The sequence below is a fragment of the Fretibacterium sp. genome, from assembly GCF_057312375.1.
Genome location: NZ_DBHLDX010000001.1, coordinates 1 through 21,584, shown reverse-complemented (window position 1 = coordinate 21,584; position 21,584 = coordinate 1). Strand labels below are relative to the sequence as shown.

The following is a 21,584-nucleotide window of genomic DNA, read 5'->3' as shown; positions in this document are numbered from 1 at the left end:
AGGATAAAAGATACCACGGAACCCGGCGCAGGTCCAGAGCACGGTGCGGCGAAAGAGCCTATGGGCAAACCCGCGAAAACTCACAGGCCCCTCCAGTTGAAAATGACAGAGCGTGATGCCTCGCAAATCACAGGCTGCGGCGGTTTATCGAGGATTGTGCTCGTCTGGGGCAGGTTTCATTCCGTAGCCGTCGAAGATTCGGGAGGCGTCCCCCTTCCAGAATCGGGCGATGCCGAAGGCGCACTCCACCGCAGCGTCCGCCCTGGCTGCCAACAGCACGTGCAGCTCCCCCAACAGGCGAACGTAGCCCTCTACGGCCGCGTCGTAGCGGACCCCATCCGAGAAAATGTCGTCCGAAACGACGATGAGGTCCCGCACGCGATCCTTCAGGGCCAGGGTGGAGCGCAGGATCTCGCCTCGCACCTCGTGGGCGCCGCGAACGCTTCCGTCCTCCAGGAACATCTCGTTGGCGGCCCAGTTGGGGAGGCATTCCAGCAGCACGAGGGCGCCCCTGGGGATGGAGTGCAGGACGCCCGTCAGGTCCCGCTCCCGTTCGACCGTCAGAAAGCCGCGCCCGCTCCGAGCCCTCCTGTGGCGCTCCACGCGCCGTCGCATGTCCTCATCGCTCACGCGGGCCGTCGCCAGGTAGACGCGCGGGACATCCGGCGACAGCGCCAGCGCGGCCCGCTCCGCCCACTCGCTCTTTCCGCTGCGCACGCCGCCCGAGATGAAGAGGAACATCAGGCCCTCGCCGGAGCGTTTTTCGTCAAATTCATGTAGAATAGGGGGACGTATCGCGGTCCGCCGCGGAAGCGGACCGACCGTGACAAGACGCCTTGAATCGAGGTGACGTGTGTCGTGGACATCCTTCGCTCCTTTCTGCTCGCGTGCTCCTTCCTCACCATCCTGCCCGTGCCGGCAACGGAGTGGACGGAGGACAACCTGCGGCCTTTCTGCCTCGCGTTCCCTCTGGTGGGGGTTCCTCTGGGAGTCCTGTGGGGACTTCTGGCGTTCGCCCTTTCAAGCTGGGGCGCCTCCCCTGCGCTGCGCGGGGTCGTCATGACGCTCTGCGCGCTGGCTCTGACGGGAGGCATCCACATGGACGGCCTCATGGACACGTGCGACGCGCTCCTATCGCGGCGCGACCGCGAGGCGCGGCTCAACATCCTCTCCGACCCCCACGCGGGGTCGTTCGCCGTCATGGGCTGTGCCGCCGTCCTGTTGCTGCAGTCCGCGACCTTCGCGGAGCTGCTCTCCGCTCTCCCCTCCAGGGCTTTTCTGCTCCTCCTTAGTACCATCCCTCTGTGGTCGCGGCTCGGCATGGGACTCCTGCTGAACGCCACGCCCTTTGCGCGGGAGGACGGGCTCGCCAGAACCCTGGGGGCGCTGCGCACGAGGCGGCACTCGATCTATCTGATCGCGGGGGCGGCCCTGCTGGCCGCGTGGAACTTCCGGACGGCGGGTGCGCCGGCGCTCTACCTCCCCCTGACGGAGTGTGCCGTCTTCCTCCTGTGGCGGCGCTGCTGTCTGATGGCCTTCGGGGGCGTCGCAGGGGACCTCCTGGGGGCTCTCAACCTGCTCTCGGAAACGGCAATGCTCCTAGTCCTGAGGGGGATGCTGTGAGCGCACAGCCGATGCACCTGATCCTGGGCGGCCGGCACATGGGAAAACGCGCCTACGCAGACTCCCTCTACGGCCCCGCCCTCGTGCCGTGCGACCTCGCCTCGGCGGACCTCGCCCTCCTCACCTCCGCCGACAGGGTCCTCAACCTGCAGGAGGGGGTTCGGCGCCTCCTGTCGGCCGGAGCCGACGCCGGCGAGTTCTTCAGGGCTCACCTGGAGGACCTCAGGACCTGCGTCCTCATTGGGACGGAGGTCGGCTGCGGCGTCGTCCCCACGGACCCCATGGAGCGGCGCTGGCGCGACGAAACGGGGTTCCTCTACCAGATGCTGGCGCACGAGGCCGCGATCGTGGACAGGGTCTGGTGCGGGCTGGCCCTTCGCCTTAAGGGGTGACGGCGATGACGCGGAGCAAGCCGCCTGCGACCGCCAACCGCATCGCGAGCCGGTGAAGGCTTGAACTTTGCAAGCCGCCAATTTTCAAGAAAGCGCTGCCGAACCTCTCCACGGGACGGTCAGGCGCCGCCTTGACTGCTTTACGGATGACCCCGCGCTCCCTTTGAGCATGGAAGGAGAGCCCATGAAACGCAAATACGTTTTCTTTGACATCGACCACACGCTGCTCAGCCACGTGGGGACGAGCCACATCCCGCCCGAGACGCGTGAAGCCCTTCGGCTCCTGAAGGCGAACGGGCACGTTCCCGCCCTCGCGACGGGGCGCGGGGCCTTCCTCGCCCACCCCATTGCGAAGGACCTCGGCATCGAGCTGCTCGTCTGCGCGGACGGCGCCCACATCCTCAACGGCGGAAGGACCCTGCACCGAACCTGTCTACCGGCGGTTGCCCTCGACGACCTCCGCAGTCTGGCCGCGCTGCGCCCGGAAGAGGTCGCCGCGATGGACGATTGCTTCATCTACACGGACAACAAAAGCGAGGACTGGCGGACGTACTTTGAGGCTCAGGCGGGGTACGCCTGCGTCCGTCCCCTGCGGGAGATGGATCGGGCGTTCCTGGGCTGCCTGATGGTGCGGCCGCCCCTACGAGGGGATTACGGCCCCTTCACCACGCCGCCTGCAGGCGTCCTGCTCGATGCCATGCACGACTTCGTCGAGATGCGGGCCGCGGGCGTTTCGAAGTGGAACGGCATCGAGCGCGTCATGGAGCACTTCAGGACGGACGCCTCCGACGTCATCACCTTTGGGGATGGGCTCAACGACGTGGAGATGCTGCGCCGCGCCTCGATCGGCGTGGCGGTCGCGAGGGCTAGTCGGGCGGCCAGGGACGCGGCCTCCTTCGTCGCCGAGGACATCGACGACGGCGGCATACTCAAGGCATGCCGCCACCTGAAACTGATTCCGGACGGGGATTGACCGACGGCACGATCCCCCCTTCGTCAAGGACAGGAGGCCCCGCCGCATAACCGGCGGGGCCTCCTCTGCGGTGCAGAGGCCGCGGGCGGGATCAGTTCTCCTCCGCGTCTTCCTTCTTGTGGGCGGCGATGACCTTCTTGGCGATGTCGGCAGGGACCTCCTCGTAGTGGGAGTACTGCATGACGAAGCTGCCCTCGCCCGACGTCATGGAGCGGAGGACGATCGCGTAACGGAACATCTCTGCCATGGGGGCCTGCGCCTTGACGACCTGCAACTTGCCGTGGCCCTCCGTGCCCATGATGCGACCGCGGCGGCTGTTGAAGTCACCCATGACGTCGCCCATGAACTGTTCGGGGACCGTGACCTCCACGTTCATGATCGGCTCCAGGAGCACGGGCGAGGCGTCCATGATGCCCTTGCGGAACGACAGGCGCGTGGCCAGCTTGAAGGACATCTCGGAGCTGTCCACGTCGTGATAGGAGCCGTCGTAGAGTTCGGCGCGGAAATCCACAACCGGGAAGCCCGCCAGCGGTCCCTCCGACATGTACTCGTGGAGCCCCTTCTCCACCGCCGGGATGAAGTTGCGCGGCACCGCGCCTCCAACCACGCTGTCCACGAACTCGAAGCCCGCGCCGCGCTCCAGCGGGCTGTAGCGGATGTAGACGTCGCCGTACTGGCCGTGGCCGCCGCTCTGTTTCTTGTGCTTGCCCTGGGCCTCGGCCGTCTTGCGAATGGTCTCGCGGTAGGGCACCTGGGGCGTTTGGGTCTCGAGGTCGATGCCGTAGCGCTCCTTCATGCGGGACAGGACGATGTCGATGTGCAGGTCGCCCATCCCGGAGAGGACGTTGTCGTGTGTTTCCGGGTTCTTCTCGAACGTCAGGCCCCGGTCCTCGTCCAGCGTCTTGGAGATGGCCGTCCCCAGCTTATCCTCGTCCGCCCTCGTCTTGGCCACGATCGCCACGCTGTAAACGGGGGCCGGATACTCGATTTTAGCGTACTGGTACGGCGCTCCGCCCTTCGTGCCCAGCGTGTGCCCCACCTTCGTGCTCTGCAGTTTCGGGATGGCCACGATGTCGCCGGCGATGACCTCCTTGACGTCGCTGCCGTCCTTGCCGCACATCATCTTGAAGGAGCTGATCCGCTCGTCCTCGCCCTTCTTGACGTTGTAGATGTTGTTGCCGTCGGAGGAAAGCCTGCCGGCGTAGACGCGGATAAAGGACAGTTTGCCGACGTAGGGGTCCACCATGACCTTGAAGCAGAGGGCCGAAAACGGGTCGTCCAGGTTCGGCTTCACCTCGACCGCCTTCTCGCCCTCATACGCCTCGACGCTGCCGACGTCCACCGGGGAGGGGAAGTAATCCGCGACGAAGTCCAGCATCTGCGGCACCCCGACGTTTGCCGTCGCAGACCCCGTCAGGACGGGCATCACGCGGCGCGAAACGATGGCCATCTTCAGCGTTCGGGCCAGGTCCGCCTCGGACACGGCCCCCTCCCCCTCGTCCAGGTACTTCTCCATCAAGGCGTCGTCCATCTCGACGGCGGCCTCCAACAGCGCCTCCCTTGCCGCCTTTGCGGCGTCGGCCATGTCGGCGGGGATGGGTTCTTCGGTAAACTTTCCGCTGCCGTCCAACGGGTACTTGTAGGCCTTCCCCTTCAGGACGTCAACGATGCCGCTGAGTTTGTCCGCCGAACCGATGGGCAGGAAGACCGGCAGGGCGTTCGGCGAGAACTGCTCATGGATGTCCGCGAGGACCTTCTCGAAATCCGCGTTCTCCCGGTCCATCTTCGAGATGTAGAAGGCGACGGGCACGCCCTGATTCCCGGCGTACTCCCAGGCGCGCCCCGTCTGGACCTCGATGCCGCCCACCGAGCTGACCAGGATCACGGCGGTGTCGGCGACGCGAATGGCGGCGCTCATCTCCCCCGCGAAGTCGGCATAGCCCGGTGCGTCCAAGACGAAGAACGTCTTTCCGTTCCGCTCCATCGTCAGGAGGGAGGTGCTGATTGAGATTTGGCGTTTCTGCTCCTCAGGCTGGAAGTCACTGACCGTGTTGCCCGTCTGTACAGAGCCCATGCGTGTGACCTGCCCATTGTCGAAAAGCATCGCCTCGGCCAATGAGGTCTTTCCTGCGCCGCCATGGGCTACCAGCGCGAAACTCCTCGTGTCCTCAGGTTTACGTACTCCCATCCTCCAACACCTTCCTCGATTTAGTTTTTCTAAAAAATAAAGCCTTGCTGGCCTTTATCCTATCGCCCCTTGCAGGACGTCAATCCCTTAAAGTCCCTCAAGCAGTTTCGCAATCCTGTCGGGCAGCTCAGCCGGATTTGCCTGTCCCTTCGCTTCCTTCATGACCAGGCCCTGGAGGAACTTCATCTTCTTGCCCTTCGTGTCCTTGCCCGACCGGATCACGTCCACGACGTCACGGTTCGCCTCCAGCACCGCGCGGATCATCTCCGTCAGCGCGTCGTCCGTGACGCCGCCCTCGGTGACGCCACAGGCCTTTGCCGCGTCGTCGACGGCCGTGCCCGTTTCCGCCATGCGGTCAAAAACGGCCTTGGCCTGGGTCGTGGAGAACCGGCCGTCCTCAACGCGCTGAACGAGCTCCGCCAGTGCCCTGGGGGCGATCTTGAGGTCCTCCAGCCCGATCTGCCGCTCGTTCAAGGTCCGCAGGACCTCCGTCCGAACCCAGTTGGCCGCACGGACCGGCGCTGCGCCGGCCGCGACGCAGGCCTCGAAGTACTCCGCGAGGTCCCTGGAATCCGTCAGAACGTCCGCGATCTCAGGAGGGATATGCATCTCCTCTACGTAACGCTCCGCCTTCACGTCGGGCATCTCAGGCATCATCGCGATGACCTCGTCCGCCCACTCCTTCGAAACGACGAGGGGGGGCAGGTCCGGATCGACGATGAACTTGCGGTAGAACTCCTTGGAGCGCGACGCCGTGGTCACGCCCTTGGCGTCGTTCCAGTGGCGCGTTTCCTGAAGCACCTGTCCGCCCTGGAGCATGACCTTCTTCTGGCGCTTGATCTCGTACTCGATGGCGCGCTCCAGCGCGTGGAAGGAGTTCATGTTCTTGACCTCGACCTTCTTCCCCCAACGTCCGTCGGAGCACTTCATGGAAACGTTCGCGTCAAAGCGCATCATGCCCTTCTCCAAGTCCACGTCCGAGGCCCCGGAGTAGCGCACGCGGCGGCGAAGCGTCGTCACGTATTCCACCGCCTCCCGCGCCGAGGAAACGTCCGGCTCGGACACGATCTCAGCCAGCGGTAGCCCGGAACGGTTGTAGTCCACGTAGGACGTCGCCGCGCCTTCCAGACGCCCGTCGGCCGCGCTGTGGTGGAGGCGGCCCACGTCCTCCTCAAGGTGAAGGTGGTGGACCCGGATTTTCTTGAGCTTCCCCTCGTCGTCGTGGACCTCGATGTATCCCGTGGTCACGATGGGGAGGTCGCACTGGCTCGTCTGGTAGCCTTTCGGCAGGTCGGGATAGAAGTAGGACTTGCGGAAGAAGAGCGACTGGGGCTGGATCGTGCAGTGCAGCGCCAGGCCCGCCAGCATGCCCTGCTGCACCACCCTGGCGTTCAGGCGCGGCAGCGCGCCGGGAAGCCCCATGCAGATGGGACAGATGTTCGTGTTGGGGTCCGCGCCGGTGTCCGTGGAGCAGCCGCAGAAGATCTTGGTGTCCGTCTTGAGCTGAATGTGGATTTCGATGCCGATAACGGGCGTAAACGTCAGTTCGCTGTTCATGTTCTCATCCTTCCCGGACATATCAGAGCCCTCCCCGCGCGATGGAGGGAGAGCCAAGGCACTCCTCCAGCGTCAGCCCCGCGTTCAGCAGGTCGGGGTCGCTCCAGCGGGCGCCGATCAGCTGCAGCCCGACGGGCAGTCCTGAAGCCGCGTGCTCCACGAAGAAGGAGAGCCCCGGCAGCCCCGCCAGGTTCACGGGCAGGGTGTAGAGGTCCGACTCGTAGCCCTTCATCTTGTCCCGGTCCGTTTCCCCGATCTTCGGCGCAAGCAGCGGCGTGACGGGCTGAAGGATGAAATCGGCGCTCTCGAAAGCCTTTGCGAACTCCCGTGCGATCAGCGTGCGCACCTTCGTCGCCGCGACGTAGTACTCATTGCAGCGTGTGGGCTCCGTAAGGCAGGTGCCGGCGATGATGCGCGACTTCACCTCGCTGCCGAATCCCGCGGAGCGCACGGCCTCGAACATCTCCTTGCTGCCGACCGCGTCGTCCACCGTGTAGCCGTAACGGATGCCGTCGTAGCGTTCGAGGTTCGTGTGGGCCTCGGACATGGCCAGTGCGTAGTAGCAGGACACCGCATAGCGGGCGACGGTGGGGAGCCCCACCTCCAGGATATCGGCCCCGGCGTTCTCCAGGAGCCTGCGAACGCGCGCCATGGCGTCCGCGATGGGGGCCTCCAGGGTGAAGGCCTGAAACTCCTTCACCAACGCCACCCGCTTCCCTTTCAGGTCCATTTTGTGGGGCGTGAAGTCAAAGGACTTTCCGGGGACGCTGCTGGAGTCCATGGGGTCGTAGTGCGCCAGGACCGCCATCGCGAGCTGCAGGTCCGACACCGTCCGGGCGAGGGGCCCCACCTGGTCCAACGAGGAGCCGTAGGAGATGACGCCGTAGCGGCTCACCATGCCGTAGGTCGGCTTGAGCCCGTAGACGCCGCAGTAGGAAGCCGGTTGACGGATGGAACCGCCCGTGTCGCTGCCCAGCGCGCAGGGGACGTAGGCCGCCGCGACGGCCGCTGCGCTGCCGCCCGAACTGCCCCCCGGAACGTGCGTCACGTCCCAGGGGTTCTTCGAGGGGCCGAAGGCGGAATTGCCGCAGGTGTTCCCCATGGCGAACTCGTCCATGTTGGCCTTGCCCAGCAGGACCGCTCCCGCCCCCTGCAGGAGGGACCAGACCGTCGCGTCGTACGGCGGGCGCCAATCGCCCAGAATCTTGCTGGCGGCCGTGGTCCGCACGCCCTTCGTGCAGAGGTTGTCCTTCAGCACGAAGGGAACGCCGCCCAATGGGCCGACGTCCTCCCCGCGCGCGATCCGGGCGTCGATCTCCGCTGCCCTCCTGCGGCCCTCCTCCTCCGTCAACGTGATGAGGGCCGCAAGCTTCGGCTCGCAGGAAACGGCACGGGCAAAACAGGCGTCAAAGAGCTCCAGCGCGGAAAACTTCTTCGTGCGGACGCCCTCGGCGGCGTCCCGCAGGTTCAACTCAAAGAGCTCCATGATCAATCCTCCATAATGCGGGGGACCTTGAAGTAGTCCCGCTCCACGTGCGCGCTCTCGCGCAGGATCACATCCCGGTCCCCAAAGGGCTTCAGGACGTCGTCCCGCAGCGGACACTCCATCGTTTCAGCGAAGCAGAAGGGCTCCACGTCCTTGAGGTCCAGCTCCTTAAAGCGATCCAACATGTCCAGAAAGTCGTTGATGTAGCCCACGGCTGCGGCCAGCTCACCCTCCGTCAGAATCAGGCGGGCCTCCAGGGCGATATCGCGCACTTCGTCACTGCTCAACTTCATCGCCGCACTTCCTCTCACTCTTTCTGAAAGATTCAAAATCCGCGGCCGTGCCCTCGCTTCGGCCGCCGAATTATGCACACATTATGAAATTATAGCAGTTAGGGGCTTTCTTTCAAGACAAACATCACCGGGCCCAAGCCCCGGCAAGGGCAAACCCCCTTCGGGAAAACAAAGGGGCTGCCCGAAATCGGCAACCCCATTTTCTACGCGTCGTTACGCTTCAGGCCTTTCAGTCGGCTCTCTTTACCCTATGTCAAATAAGGGGCGTGGTGGAGCGATGAAAACTCAAGCCCTTCGCTTCAGCAACAATGCCGCTCCCAGAACCAGCGAAAAACCGCCCAGCCCTGCGTTGCAGCCGCTGTTCCGTTTATTCTCGGAGTCAGTCGAAGCTCCGGGGACGTCCACGATCAGGGTCGAGGCGTAATAATCGGCCTTCCGATCCGTTCCCGCAGGGGGCATGCCACGCATGATCCCAAAACAGTTGTACCCAGCGTTCTTCAGAGTGAAATCAAAGGTTCCGTCCGCCCTGGTCGTCGCAATCTCGGTGGTGTTCGTCGGGCCTTCATCGCCGATGACCACCTTCGACGCCTGGTCGGCCCACTCCACCTTAGCTCCGCTCAGGGGCTGACCTTTGAACAGGGCCTTGAAGGTCACCGTCTTTCCCGCCGCGAACTCGGCCACCTCGCTCACGGGAACGATCTCTAGCACTTCATTGCCGCCTGCCGCCCGGGTGGAGAGGCCATCGGCCTTTGCGTTCAGAATCTGCTTCGAATAACCCCAGTAGTGCATCTTCATTTGGGGAGAAGGCGCGTAAGTGACGTCGTTCACCCTCGCGTCCAGGATCACCGTTCCCTCTTTCTTCAACGTTGCCTGCGAAACGTGAGAATCCGTCCCTTTCTCAATGACAGCCCCCGGGTCGTCGTAGTCCTTGAACTCCGGAAAGGACTCAGAGGTCCCATCCGCGTAAAGGAACCGGGCTGAAAAGATATCGGACCCCAAGTGCAGATGCGCCGCTCCGGCCTGCACCTTCAAAAACTCTTCCGTAAAGGAGAGCTTGGCCGTATAAGATCTTCCGACCGCTACAGAATGAACGCTCGTGTCGGGGATTATGGAGAAGAAATGCGCCTCGGCCGACACGGCCCCGTACAGGGAAAAAACCACAGAAAATACCGCTGCTAAAAACCAGTTACGCCTCAAGATACTCACTGCTCCTTCAATTTGGATATTAAAGAATCCCCTTTTCACAGGGAATTCAACGACCTTTTTCTTCCCAATAATTACATTATACCCTTCCAAAAGTTTATTCGAAGTAACCTAAGTTAATATTTATGTACAAAAGTTTACAACAAAAAATTTCTGCGTCAAGCGGCGGAATTTTTCCCAAATTTTAGCTTGACTTTCTGTTATGCTTGTGTAATGATTTGCAGCATCGTTTGGCGAGCCTCTTTTACTTAAAGAGGAGGGTCTGAGTTTGCGGCCGACAGGCCGTGCGGGCTTTTGGAACCTGGAATCGAGGTCTTTTGAGATGCGTCTTACCGCGGTCAAGCGCTTTAGCTATTGCTTTTTCGGCTTTGCCTATTATTACGGCAGGCCCAATTTGCGCTTGGCTGGGAGTGAAGCTCTCTAACGCACCCTCTTCGTTGCGGCATCAAGAACGCTCCCGGCAGCCATGAAACGCTGCGGGGGCGTTTTCGTTTCTTATATCAAACTATGGAGGTAGTCGTCATGATCATCATTCTGAAAAAAGATCCGGATCCGGCACAGCTTGAGAGCCTCGTCGCGTGGCTTCGGGAGAAGGGGCTTCAGGTTCACACCAGCACGGGCGAGTCCCACATCGTGCTGGGGCTTGTGGGCGACACGGCCTCGATGGACATCGACCTCATCGCTGCGCTCGACATCGTCGAGAGCGTGCGGCGCGTTCAGGAGCCCTACAAGAAGGCTAACCGCAAATTCCACCCCAAGGACACCATCATCGAGGTCGCAGGCCGCCAGATCGGCGGCGGGACCCTAACCATCATGGCGGGGCCCTGCTCCGTCGAGAGCGAGGAGCAGATTCTGGCCGTGGCCCAGGCCGTGAAGGAGAGCGGCGCGACGATGCTCCGCGGCGGCGCCTTCAAGCCGCGCACCTCGCCCTACTCCTTTCAGGGCAAGGGCGTCGAGGGCCTTCGCCTTTTGAGCCTCGCCAAAAAGGCCACGGGGCTGCCTATCGTCACCGAGCTGATGGAGGTCCACCAGCTCGAGTACTTCGACGACGTGGACGTCATCCAGGTCGGAGCGCGCAACATGCAGAACTTCAACCTTCTGAAGGAACTGGGCAAGCAGGACAAGCCCATCCTGCTGAAGCGCGGCATGTCCGGCACCATCGAGGAGCTCCTGATGAGTGCGGAGTACGTCATGAGCGAGGGCAACGAGAAAGTGATCCTCTGCGAGCGTGGCATCCGAACCTTCGAGACCGCAACGCGCAACACGCTGGACCTCTCCGCCATTCCCGTCCTGCGGCAGCAGAGCCACCTCCCCATCATCGTGGACCCAAGCCACGCCACGGGCAAGGCCAACCTCGTCCCCCCGATGGCCCTCGCCGCCGTGGCAGCCGGAGCCGACGGCCTCATCATCGAGGTCCACAACGACCCGCAGCACGCCCTCTGCGACGGAAGCCAGTCCCTGCGCCCCGAGGTCTTCGACCGGCTGGCGAAACAGCTCAAGGCCCTTCACACCGCCGTACAGGACATGGAGAGGACGGCATGAACGTCGGGATCGTCGGCCTGGGGCTCATCGGCGGCTCCATGGCGAAAAGCGTCAAGACGCGCACGCTCCACGCCGTATGGGGGGCGGACATCGACAGTGAAACCATGACGCTGGCCCGCCTGTGCGGGGCCATTGACGGGCCTCTGACGGATGAAAACCTCGCCGACTGCGACCTCCTCCTGCTGGCCCTGGCGCCCCGGTCCGTCGTCGGCTGGGTGCAGGAGCACGCGAAAGGGATCGCCCGCAAGACCGTCGTGATCGACCTGTGCGGGATCAAGCGGGCCGTCTGCCGGGAGCTCGCGCCACTGGCGCGCCAGCACGGCTTCACCTACGTCGGAGGGCATCCCATGGCGGGCCTGGAGCGCAGCGGGTTCGTCAACGCTCAGCCGGACCTCTTCGCCGGCAGCTCGATGATCCTCATGAAGGGATCGGACACGGACATCCAGCTCCTCGACCGACTCAAGGCCTTCTTCACGGACGTCGGCTTCGCCTCCCTCACCTTCACGACCCCGGAGGAGCACGACCGGATCATCGCCTACACCTCCCAACTGGCCCACGTGGTGTCGAGCGCCTACATCCGCTCTCCGGAGGCCCTCGAACGCCGGGGGTTCTCCGCCGGCAGCTTCCGGGACATGACCCGCGTGGCGCGCCTCGACGAAACCCTCTGGACGGAGCTCCTCATGGACAATCGGGACTTTCTCGTCGGCCAGATCGAAACCCTGATCGACAACTTAAACGGATACCTCGACGCTCTGAAGTCGGACGACGCCACACGCCTCAGAGCTCTCTTGAAGGAAGGTCGGGAGAAAAAGGCCCAGGCGGGAGGGAACTGAATGCCCGCCGTCGTCAGGGTCAACGTGGGGTCAGGGTACGACGTCGAGGTCGGGGCGGGGCTCCTGCGGCGCTGCGGGGAGAGGATCGCGCGGGCGCTGGGACCCCGCAGGGCCTTCGTTGCGACGGACGCCAACGTCGGCCCCCTCTACCTGAGAGCCTGCCTCGACAGCCTGGCCAACGCCGGATTCACGCACGCCTCCCTTGCCCTCCCCGCCGGGGAGGCCGTCAAGAACCTCTCCTCCTTCGGCGAGCTGCTCGAGGCGATGGCCCGTGAGGGCATGAGCCGCACGGACGTCGTCATCGCGTTGGGCGGGGGCGTCATCGGCGACCTGGCAGGCTTCGCCGCGGGGTGCTACATGCGGGGCATCCCCCTCGTCCAGGTCCCCACGACGCTGCTCGCCGCCGTGGACTCCTCCGTCGGGGGCAAGACCGCCGTGGACCTGAGCGCCGGTAAGAACCTGGCGGGGGTGTTTCATCAACCTTCCCTCGTGCTGTGCGACACGGACTGCCTGACCTCCCTGCCGGACCGGGAGTATCGGTGCGGGGCCGCCGAGGCCATCAAGGTCGGGGTCCTGGGCGACGAGCCCCTTTTCCGGCTCTTCGAGGAGGAGGCCACGCCGCGGGACCGCCTTACGGACGTCATTCTGCACTGCGTTCGGTACAAGGCGGCCGTGGTGGAGCGCGACGAGCGCGAGCAGGGCGAGCGCAGGCTGCTGAATCTGGGGCACACGGTGGGACACGCCATCGAGCGGTGCTCCGACTTTTCCATCCCTCATGGACTGGCCGTGGCCGCAGGCCTCGCGATCATCGCACGCGCCTCGGCAAGGCGGGGCTGGTGCGCTCAGCAGGTGGCCCACCGCATCGAGAGGACGCTCATCAGGAACCGCCTGCCCGCGACCACGGACTTCTCGGCCGAGGCCCTGGCCCGCGCGGCGCTCTCCGACAAGAAGCGCTCCGGCGGTGACATCACTCTGATCACCCCGAAGGAGGTCGGCGTCTGCGAGCTGCGCCGGGTGGGGATCGACGAGCTCCCCGGCGTCATCGCCGACGGCCTCGCCGAATCGGGTGAATCGGAATGAGGGTCCTCATCCGCCCGCGTCCTCTAGCCGGGACCATCACCGCTCCGGCGTCCAAGTCGGAGGCCCATCGCCTCCTGATCTGCGCTGCCCTCTCCGACCGGCCGACGCGCCTGAGGCTCAACGGCACCTCAGAGGACATCGAGGCCACGGCGGACTGTCTGCAGAGCCTCGGCGCCGAAGTCCTCCAAGAGGAGGGCGCCCTCGTCGTCACTCCCATCCGGCACGTTCCCGACAGCCCCCTACTGGACTGCCGGGAGAGCGGATCGACGCTGCGGTTCCTGCTGCCCGTGGCGACGGCCCTGGCCGGGGAAGTGCGCTTCACCGGCAGCGGACGCCTGCCGGAGCGCCCCATCGGCGCGCTCCAGGCCGCCATGGCCCAGCACGGCGTGTCCTTCAACGCAGACCACCTGCCGTTCAAGACCTCTGGCCGCCTTCAGGGCGGCGCCTTCGACCTGCCGGGCGACGTCAGCTCCCAGTACGTCACGGGGCTCCTCCTGACCCTTCCTCTGCTCGACGGCGACAACCTCCTAACCGTCCACCCGCCCCTACGCTCCGCCGCCTACCTGGACATCACGCTGACGGCGCTGCGCCGCTTCGGAGTCCGGCCCAGCGAGGAGGGCGGAGGCACGGGGCTCCCCCGGCGCTTTCAGCTTTCGGGGCCTCAGCCGTTCCGCTCCCCCGGTGATCTGGAGGTCGAAGGCGACTGGTCCGGCGCGGCGTTCTTGTTGGCGGCCGGGGCCTTGACCGGCCCCATAACCGTTCGGGGCCTCGACCCCGCCTCCCCCCAAGGGGATCGGAGGATGCTGGACTTCCTCAAGGCGTTCGGAGCGGAGGTGAGCCTGCGGAAAGGCGCGGTCACGGTGGGCCCCGGCTCCCTTCGGGGACTGGAGGACCATCCCCTCGATGTCGATGCGACCCCCGACCTCCTGCCGGTCCTCGCTGCGACGGCGGCGTGGGCCAGCGGCAGGACGGCCTTCGTCAACGGCGGGCGGCTCCGGCTCAAGGAGAGCGACCGCATCGCCTCGACGCTCTCGCTCATTCGCTCCCTTGGCGGCCGCGCGGAAGAGACGCCGGAGGGCGACGGGCTCATCGTCCACGGCGGCGGGCTGGTCGGAGGGACCGCGGAGGGCTTTCACGACCACCGCATCGTCATGGCTGCGGCCGTCGCGGCCTCGCGCTGCCCTCAGGGCGTGACCGTCACGGACGCGGAGGCCTGTTCCAAGTCCTACCCGGCCTTCTTTGAAGACTACGCACGGTTGGGAGGCGATGTCCATGTCCTCTGAGTTCGGCGTCAACATCCGCTTCAGCGTCTTTGGACAGTCCCATGGGCGGGCCATTGGGATCCTGATCGACGGGCTGCCGGCGGGCGAACCCATCGACATGGAGGAGCTGGCGGCCTTCATGGAGCGCCGGCGCCCGGGGAAGTCTCGCCTGTCGACGGCGCGAAGCGAGGCGGACCGGCCCCTCATCCTGTCGGGCGTTCGGGAGGGCAGGACCTGCGGCTCCCCGCTCTGCGCCATGATCGAGAACGCGGACGCGCGCTCGGAGGACTACGGAAAGTTGTCGGACACGCCCCGCCCCGGGCACGCCGATTACACGGCGTGGGCGAAGTGGGGCGGCGCGGCGGACATGCGGGGCGGCGGGCACTTTTCGGGACGGCTCACCGCGCCCCTGTGCGTCGCGGGCGGCATTGCAAAACAGATCCTGTCGCGACGGGGCGTCTGGGTGGGCGCACACCTGGCGGAGGCCGCGGGGCAGACGGATGCTCCCCTCCCCCTCCGTCCATCGGCCGAGCTCCTTGCGGTCGTCGCCGGACGGGAGATGCCTGTCCTCGACGAGGAGGCCGGTGCGCGCATGAAGGAGGCCATCCTGAAGGCCGCGGACGAGGGGGACTCCGCAGGGGGTGTCGTGGAGTGCGCAGCCATCGGCCTGCCCGCCGGGCTGGGCGAGCCGATGTTCGGGGGCGTGGAGAACCGGTTGGCGGCCGCCCTGTTCGGGGTTCCGGCCGTCAAGGGCGTGGAGTTCGGCGCGGGCTTCGCAGCGGCGCGCATGAGAGGTTCTCAGGACAACGACCCCTTTGAGGTGGACGAGAGAGGCGCGATTCGGACCGCCTCCAACAACGCGGGCGGCATCCTGGGGGGCATCACCACGGGGATGCCCCTGATCCTCCGGGTCGCCGTCAAGCCCACGCCCTCGATCTTCCAGCCGCAGCGCACCATCAGCCTGTCGCGGCGCGAGGCGGCGGAGCTCCGCATCACGGGCCGGCACGACCCCTGCATCGCCCATCGAGCCGTCCCGGTGATCGAGGCCGTAACCGCCTGCGTGCTCCTGGACCTGCTGCACGACAAGCCCCCCGTCCTGAGGCCGGGGGCTGCGGACGAGACAATGACACATAATTGATGAAACACAGCCATAGGAGGAAAAATCATGGACATCGCTGAAGTTCGTACCAAGATCGACGACCTTGACCAAAGGATGCTGGACCTCTTTCTGGAGCGCATGAGCCTGATGGGAGAGGTGGCGAAGTACAAGGAGGAGCACCACCTGCCCATCGAGGACCGGGCCAGGGAGCGCGAGGTGCTGGCAAGGGTGATGGACAGGGCGGGCGACATGGAGGAGTACTCCTTCTACTTCTTCTCCAAGCTGATGAGCCTCGCCAAGGCCAGACAGAACGAGCTCCTCTCCAGCCCGACCAAGGTACGCGCCCTTGTGGAGCGCGCGGTTGCCCGCGTCGAGGACCTGTTCCCCAAGACGGGGAGCGTGGCCTGCCAGGGGGTGGAGGGCTCCAACGCCCAGGCCGCCTGCGACAAGCTGCTGCCGCGGGGTCGCATCCTCTACATGAAGACGTTCAAGGCCGTCTTCGACGCCGTGGGGTCCGGGCTGTGCCAGTACGGCGTTCTGCCCATCGACAACAGCCTGAACGGCTCCGTGCGAGCGGTGTACGAGCTGCTCAGGGAGCGCAAGTTCTTCATCGTCCGCAGCACCCGCCTCTTCATACGCCACGTGCTGATGGCGAAGCCCGGCGTCAGGCTCAGCGAGATCAGGAACGTCTACTCCCACCCCCAGGCGCTGGGGCAGTGCTCGGACTTCCTGGACTCCCTCAAGGGCGTCGAGGCCATCCCCTACCCCAACACGGCGTCCGCAGCCAGGATGGTGGCGGAGTCCGGGGATCGGACGGCCGCGGCCATCGCGGCGCCCGACTGCGCCGCCCTCTACGGGCTCACCCCATTGAAGGAGGACATTCAGGACAACGACAACAACCAGACCCGCTTCATCTGCATCGCGAAGGAGCCCGTCATCTACGCCGGTTCGAACCACCTGAGCGTCATCCTGGCCTGTGCGAACACCCCCGGCGCGCTGAACGACGTCCTCTCCAGGCTGGCCGCCCACGGGGTCAACATGAACAAGCTGGAGAGCTGCCCCGTCGTGGGGCGCAATTACGAGTTCATCTTCTTTCTGGAGATGGACGGCTCCGTGCAGGACGCGGGCGTCCTCTCGATGCTGGAGGACCTGGAGCGCTCCTGCCCCAGCTTCGACCTCCTGGGAAACTACGCGATCGTCTGAGCATGCCCGCCTTTGGACTCATCGGACGAACGCTGGGGCATAGCTGGTCCGTCCCCATCCACAGGGCGCTTGGCTGCGAGGAGTATCGGCTGTTCGAGCTTGAGCCGGAGGAGCTTGAGGGCTTCCTTCGGCGGGAGGACGTGGGGGGGCTCAACGTGACGATCCCCTACAAGCGCGACGTGATGCCCCTCTGCGACGAGCTGGCGGAGAGCGCCCGCCGCGTCGGCAGCGTGAACACGATCGTGCGGGGCCCCAAGGGACTGGTGGGACACAACACCGACCTCTACGGGCTGCTCTGGGCTGCGGAGCGCGCGGGCATCTCCATGGCGGGGCGCAAGGTCGTGATCTTCGGCTCCGGCGGGGCCTCCCTCGCGGCACGGGCCGCGGCGGAGGCACAGGGCGCCCGGTCGGTCGCCGTCATCTCCCGCAGGGGACCGGACAGCTATCGGAACCTGAGCCGTCACGCGGACGCGGAGGTGCTCATCAACGCGACGCCCGTCGGCATGTACCCCCGGACGGGCGACAGGGTCGCGGACCCCGCCCTCTTCCCCCGGTGCCGGGGCGTCATCGACCTGATCTACAACCCGCGGCGAACCGCCCTTCTGATGCGGGCGGAGGAGCTGGGAATCCCCTCTACGGACGGCCTGCCGATGCTCGTGGCTCAGGCGGCCGCAGCGGAGGAACTCTTTACGGGGCGCGGGGATGATGAGGCAGAGGTCCAGCGCATCACAGCCCGGCTGAGGCGCGAGATGATGAACGTCGTCCTGATCGGGATGCCGGGCTGCGGCAAGACGACCGTGGGCCAGGAGCTGGCGCGCTTGACGGGACGCCCTCTGGTTGACCTCGACGAGGAGGTCGCCAGGGCGGCGGGCCGGTCCATCGAGGTCATCTTCAGGGAGGGAGGCGAGGGGGAATTTCGCCGCCTTGAGCGCGAGGCGGCGGCGAAGGCCGGGCGCGAGAGCGGGCGGATCATCGTCACGGGAGGCGGCGTCGTCAAGGACTTTGAGAACAACTACCCGTCCCTGCATCAGAACGGGCGCATCTGCCATCTGGAGCGGGACACTTCCCTGCTGGAGCGCCGGGGACGCCCCCTGTCGCTCTCCGCGGACCTCGATTCCATGTACCGGGAGCGCCTGCCGATGTACCGGCGATTTCGGGACGCAGCCGTCGTCAACGACGCCTCCCCGCGTGACGCCGCGGAGGCGGTCTGGAGGGATTTCCTTGAGAATATTGATCGTTAACGGTCCCAACATGAACCTGCTGGGCCTGCGCGAGCCTGAGATCTACGGCCGGACGACCTACGGGGAGCTGACGGCGATGATCGAGGAGGAGGCGGCACGGCGCGGCATCGAAACGCAGTTCTTCCAATCCAACCACGAGGGAGCCATCGTCGATGCCATCCAGGACGCCGCCGGCCGATTTGACGGTATCGTCATCAACCCCGCGGCCTACACCCACACGAGCGTCGCCATACTGGACGCCTTGAAGGCCGTCGGGCTCCCCGCCGTCGAGGTCCACGTCTCCGACCCCGACCTCCGGGAGGACTTCAGGAGGATATCCTACGTCCGCGCTGCCTGCATCGCCACGGTCAAGGGCAAGGGGCTGCGAGGCTACGTCGAGGCGGTCGATATCCTACAATCAGTATTTATGCGGAAACCCGACTAATTCCGCATAGAGTCCTTGCATTTTGATTTTATGTGCTATAATAAAGCGCCTTTCAAGATAACCCATCAACTATTCCATTCAGGACAAAAGCCCCGGGCCCGATGACAAAGGGCCCGGCTTTTCCTACCCGTTTCTTTACGTTTGCGCACCTCTGTGTTTGAATAAAGAGGGTGGTATCGAGCTTAGGGGCTTCATCAGGGGAGGCAGGGCACGTTGTTAAACGTGCTTTTTACAGCCACCGTCTTGTTGCGTACCTGCTTTCGGTTGGAGGCCCTCAAGAGGGCAGAAAACGCCCCGTCGCACGACAGCGAGAACCATCAGGACTGAAAGGCAAAGCCTCTCCGGCTTTTTGTCAACCGCATGGGTTCCGAGGTGCGGCAGGTAAGTATGTACACAATAGTGTACGGAATACTGACAAAACGAAAAATGTACGCTATAATGTACATGACTGGAGGTGAGCAGTATGCTTAGTACGAACATCACGAATTTCAGAAAAAATATTTTTGGAATGTTGGAGCAGACGATCAAGTTTAATGAGCCTGTGAATATCAGTACCAAGGACGGCAACGCCATTGTTATCAGCGAGGAGGATTACAACGGTCTGATGGAAACGCTGTACCTTTCGTCTATTCCAGCTATGAAAGAAAAAATCATTGAAGGATTGAAAACTCCACTGGATGAGTGCTTACCGGAAGATGAAGTGCAGTGGTAATGTATTCAATCGTTTACACAAAGAAAGCAACCAATGATATAAGAAATATCAAGGCGGCGAAATTGGAGAACAAGGCAAAGGCTTTGATAGAGCTGATCCGGGAAAATCCATATCAGACACCGCCGCCGTATGAAAAGCTGCAAGGTGATCTGCAAGGAGCCTGTTCCCGGCGGATTAATATTAAGCACCGCCTCGTGTATGAGGTTTTGGAAGAAGAACAGACGGTAAAGATTATCAGCCTATGGACGCATTATGAATTTTGAGAAAAAGGACACTCCTGAGCAATGGGCAGGTCTACGAGAGGGTGGCTGCCCCGTGGGGGCTGCTGAGCGTGAAGAACAACCCCTCCGCCTCACTCCGTTCGGCACCTCCCCTTACAGGGGAGGCAAGGCAAGCACGGAGCATCCCCCTGTTTCTTCCGGTTTTGAGGGCAGGGGCTTGTTTGTTATAATGAGGTCAGGCTTGGGAGGGAACGCAAAATGCACGAGCGGGACATGACGGAGAAGCATCTGGAGGGGTACAACGACGTCTTTGCGGACATCGTGAATGTTCTGCTCTTCAATGGCGAACGGCGTGTGAAGCCGGAGGACCTTCAGGACGCACGGGCCCGCACGCTCTACAAGGCGGACGGAAAGCTCCACGAGCAGGAGCGGGACGTTTCCAAGCTGTGGGTTTCCGCGGGGGCCGTGATCTCCCTGATCGGGTTCGAGAACCAGACCGCGGTGGACCGGGACATGCCGCTTCGGGTGCTGGGTTACGAGGGGGCGGACTACCGGGGCCAGTTGTCGGCGGACAAGGGGCTGTACCCGGTGGTGACGCTGGTCCTCTACTTTGGGGAGGCGCCGTGGACGGGGCCGCGGACGCTGTTCGAGCGGGTTTCCGTGGCCGAGGGGCTGAGGCCGTTTGTGAACGACTACCGGGTCAACGTCTTTGAGGTTCCGCGTCTGACGGCGGAGCAGGTGGGGCAGTTTCGGAGCGACTTCAGGATCGTAGCGGACTACTTTGTGCAGATGGGGCGGGACGAGGAGTACGAGCCCCCGCGTCAGACGATCGAGCACGTGGACGCGGTGCTGAAGCTCATGTCCGCGCTGACGCGGGACCGTCGGTTTGAGGATACGCAGAACGAGTTCAGGAAGGGGGAGGACGTCACGATGTTGAGCGTTTTGGATAAGGTGGAGGCCAGGGGCATTGCATTGGGTGAGGCCAAGGGTGTTGCATTGGGCGAAGCAAAGGGCATTGCCTCCACGGCGCGGCGGATGCTGGTGCGGGGCGTCCCGCTGGAACAGGTCGTCGACTTCACCGGCCTCTCCCCTGACGAAGTTGAGGCGCTGCGGGGCGGGCAACCGTGAGGTTGGCCGCTGTCTGACATCTCCCGCCAACGCCGAAAGACGACAATAAATTGTCCTCTTTCGGCACAGCCGACCGACACGACGCCGACCGCCTATCGGCGTCCGTAAGTCGTGTCGTCTGGCTGAACCCCTCCGCCTCACTCCGTTCGGCACCTCCCCTTTCATAAGCGAGAAAGCAAATCTTTGATTTGCGTTTTCGAGCTTAGGGGCTTCATCAGGGGAGGCAAGACCATGTTAAGCGCGACATAGTTATTGGTAGGATGCAGTAAACGCGCGGCCCCCGATACGGGGCCGCGCGTTTGTCGCGTCTATCCTGCGCAGCGGCTCAGCGCCGACGCCGGATGCAGAGGGGAAGGAGAGCCAGCAACGCCACCGAGTCCAGGCCCGCGTCGCACCCGCCGCCGGAGCTGCTCTTGGTCCCCCCGGGGTTATCGGGCTGCCCGGGGGTTCCGGGGTTACCGGGCTGTCCGGGGTTACCGCCCGGCTTGGCGATATCCTTCAGCTTCTTGTTCACCGTGATCGTATGGACCTTGCCGTCGTCCGTCGTCAAAAGCACTTTCTCGATCGCCGCCCTGCCCGAGTCGATGTCGGCCTTCGTGGTCCTGCACGTCAGCCTCAGCCTGTAGGTTCTGGCGGTCGCGCTGACCGTGGGGACGGAGGACGTCACGACGACCTTGCCGCTGCCATCCAGCAGCTCGGCCTTCGGCTTCTCCTTCATCCCGGAGGCGACCACATCCATGGACTTCGGCGTCCCCTCGAGCCTCAGCGTCGCCGCGAGCTGGACGGTCACATTCCCCTGAGCGTCCGGCTCGCCGATGGCCGTTGTCTCCCAGCTGTTCGGATCGATGCTCGGGGCCGCGGGCGTACCGGGCGTACCAGGCGTACCGCCACCACCACCACCGCCACTGCCGCCGCCACCCGGCGTGGTGCGCTCCAGCGGGACGTCGACAAAGCCCAGGAAATTTCCTCCTTCTTTGTTTGTGGCTTTCACCCTCAGGGTCCCGGTCGTGAAGCCGGACGGCAGCATGACCTCAAAAACCGCGCCCTTCTCAGAGCCATTCCTAGGGTCCTTATAATCGGGATCATTCTCCGGCCTATCTCCCAGGATCATATCGGCGTTCCAG

21 protein-coding genes are annotated in these 21,584 nt (G+C 64.2%); 14 read left to right on the top strand and 7 right to left on the bottom strand.

Going from position 1 to position 21,584, the window contains the following annotated elements; translation table 11 throughout:
* Positions 1-144: 144 nt before the first annotated feature.
* Entirely contained in the window at positions 145-741 is a 597-nt protein-coding gene (locus tag ACO41U_RS00105) for a bifunctional adenosylcobinamide kinase/adenosylcobinamide-phosphate guanylyltransferase (protein ID WP_485940982.1), read from the bottom strand.
* A gap of 117 nt (positions 742-858) precedes the next feature.
* Here ACO41U_RS00105 and cobS point away from each other — a divergent pair, with 117 nt between their 5' ends.
* The 3 genes from cobS to ACO41U_RS00090 all read left to right on the top strand — a co-directional run bounded on the left by cobS (position 859) and on the right by ACO41U_RS00090 (position 2,988).
* Positions 859-1,623 (top strand): adenosylcobinamide-GDP ribazoletransferase, encoded by a 765-nt coding sequence (gene cobS / locus ACO41U_RS00100; protein WP_485940981.1) that lies wholly within the window; start codon positions 859-861, stop codon positions 1,621-1,623.
* Positions 1,620-2,015, top strand: a complete 396-nt coding sequence (locus ACO41U_RS00095; protein ID WP_298781644.1) for a bifunctional adenosylcobinamide kinase/adenosylcobinamide-phosphate guanylyltransferase — start codon at positions 1,620-1,622, stop codon at positions 2,013-2,015. Before cobS ends, ACO41U_RS00095 begins: the two co-directional genes overlap by 4 nt.
* 184 nt (positions 2,016-2,199) lie before the next feature.
* Complete coding sequence (locus tag ACO41U_RS00090; protein WP_485940980.1) at positions 2,200-2,988, top strand: HAD hydrolase family protein; 789 nt, start codon at positions 2,200-2,202, stop codon at positions 2,986-2,988.
* 91 nt (positions 2,989-3,079) lie between these two features.
* Here the strand turns inward: ACO41U_RS00090 and fusA are convergent, their stop codons facing one another.
* The 5 genes from fusA to ACO41U_RS00065 form a co-directional block, all read right to left on the bottom strand.
* Positions 3,080-5,176 (bottom strand): elongation factor G, encoded by a 2,097-nt coding sequence (fusA, locus tag ACO41U_RS00085; RefSeq protein WP_485940979.1) that lies wholly within the window; start codon positions 5,174-5,176, stop codon positions 3,080-3,082.
* An 87-nt stretch (positions 5,177-5,263) separates the two neighbouring features.
* A complete protein-coding gene (gene gatB, locus ACO41U_RS00080; protein ID WP_485940978.1) occupies positions 5,264-6,754 on the bottom strand; it encodes an Asp-tRNA(Asn)/Glu-tRNA(Gln) amidotransferase subunit GatB in 1,491 nt (496 codons plus the stop codon).
* A 1-nt stretch (position 6,755) separates the two neighbouring features.
* A complete protein-coding gene (gene gatA, locus ACO41U_RS00075; RefSeq protein ID WP_485940977.1) occupies positions 6,756-8,219 on the bottom strand; it encodes an Asp-tRNA(Asn)/Glu-tRNA(Gln) amidotransferase subunit GatA in 1,464 nt (487 codons plus the stop codon).
* 2 nt (positions 8,220-8,221) lie between these two features.
* Positions 8,222-8,512, bottom strand: a complete 291-nt coding sequence (gene gatC, locus ACO41U_RS00070; protein ID WP_485940976.1) for an Asp-tRNA(Asn)/Glu-tRNA(Gln) amidotransferase subunit GatC — start codon at positions 8,510-8,512, stop codon at positions 8,222-8,224.
* A 285-nt stretch (positions 8,513-8,797) separates the two neighbouring features.
* Positions 8,798-9,709 carry a DUF4198 domain-containing protein gene (locus ACO41U_RS00065; RefSeq protein ID WP_485940975.1) on the bottom strand — a complete coding sequence of 304 codons (912 nt, stop codon included), beginning with the start codon at positions 9,707-9,709 and terminating at the stop codon, positions 8,798-8,800.
* Between the two features lie 528 nt (positions 9,710-10,237).
* On the opposite strand from ACO41U_RS00065, the gene aroF reads away from it, so the two are divergent.
* The 11 genes from aroF (at position 10,238) to ACO41U_RS00010 (ending at position 20,460) form a co-directional block, all read left to right on the top strand.
* Complete coding sequence (gene aroF / locus ACO41U_RS00060) at positions 10,238-11,257, top strand: 3-deoxy-7-phosphoheptulonate synthase (protein WP_298781656.1); 1,020 nt, start codon at positions 10,238-10,240, stop codon at positions 11,255-11,257.
* Positions 11,254-12,090, top strand: coding sequence for a prephenate dehydrogenase (locus ACO41U_RS00055; protein WP_485940974.1), 837 nt, complete (start codon positions 11,254-11,256; stop codon positions 12,088-12,090). The genes aroF and ACO41U_RS00055 overlap by 4 nt, the downstream gene beginning before the upstream one ends.
* Positions 12,091-13,170, top strand: coding sequence for a 3-dehydroquinate synthase (aroB, locus tag ACO41U_RS00050; RefSeq protein WP_485940973.1), 1,080 nt, complete (start codon positions 12,091-12,093; stop codon positions 13,168-13,170).
* On the top strand, positions 13,167-14,453 hold the full coding sequence (gene aroA, locus ACO41U_RS00045) for a 3-phosphoshikimate 1-carboxyvinyltransferase (RefSeq protein WP_485940972.1): 1,287 nt from the start codon (positions 13,167-13,169) through the stop codon (positions 14,451-14,453). Before aroB ends, aroA begins: the two co-directional genes overlap by 4 nt.
* Positions 14,443-15,570 (top strand): chorismate synthase, encoded by a 1,128-nt coding sequence (gene aroC, locus ACO41U_RS00040; protein ID WP_485940971.1) that lies wholly within the window; start codon positions 14,443-14,445, stop codon positions 15,568-15,570. Before aroA ends, aroC begins: the two co-directional genes overlap by 11 nt.
* A gap of 27 nt (positions 15,571-15,597) precedes the next feature.
* A complete protein-coding gene (locus tag ACO41U_RS00035; protein WP_485940970.1) occupies positions 15,598-16,734 on the top strand; it encodes a bifunctional chorismate mutase/prephenate dehydratase in 1,137 nt (378 codons plus the stop codon).
* A 2-nt stretch (positions 16,735-16,736) separates the two neighbouring features.
* The gene (locus ACO41U_RS00030) at positions 16,737-17,975 is read left to right on the top strand and encodes a shikimate kinase (RefSeq protein WP_485940969.1); all 1,239 of its coding nucleotides are present in this window, start codon (positions 16,737-16,739) and stop codon (positions 17,973-17,975) included.
* Positions 17,956-18,399 carry a type II 3-dehydroquinate dehydratase gene (gene aroQ, locus ACO41U_RS00025; protein ID WP_485940968.1) on the top strand — a complete coding sequence of 148 codons (444 nt, stop codon included), beginning with the start codon at positions 17,956-17,958 and terminating at the stop codon, positions 18,397-18,399. Before ACO41U_RS00030 ends, aroQ begins: the two co-directional genes overlap by 20 nt.
* 463 nt (positions 18,400-18,862) lie before the next feature.
* The gene (locus tag ACO41U_RS00020) at positions 18,863-19,111 is read left to right on the top strand and encodes a type II toxin-antitoxin system Phd/YefM family antitoxin (protein WP_298781678.1); all 249 of its coding nucleotides are present in this window, start codon (positions 18,863-18,865) and stop codon (positions 19,109-19,111) included.
* On the top strand, positions 19,111-19,374 hold the full coding sequence (locus ACO41U_RS00015; protein WP_485940967.1) for a Txe/YoeB family addiction module toxin: 264 nt from the start codon (positions 19,111-19,113) through the stop codon (positions 19,372-19,374). The genes ACO41U_RS00020 and ACO41U_RS00015 overlap by 1 nt, the downstream gene beginning before the upstream one ends.
* A gap of 216 nt (positions 19,375-19,590) precedes the next feature.
* Positions 19,591-20,460 (top strand): Rpn family recombination-promoting nuclease/putative transposase, encoded by an 870-nt coding sequence (locus ACO41U_RS00010; RefSeq protein WP_485940966.1) that lies wholly within the window; start codon positions 19,591-19,593, stop codon positions 20,458-20,460.
* A gap of 325 nt (positions 20,461-20,785) precedes the next feature.
* Here the strand turns inward: ACO41U_RS00010 and ACO41U_RS00005 are convergent.
* A partial coding sequence (locus tag ACO41U_RS00005; protein WP_485940965.1) for a Synerg-CTERM sorting domain-containing protein occupies positions 20,786-21,584 on the bottom strand: 799 nt, incomplete at its 5' end.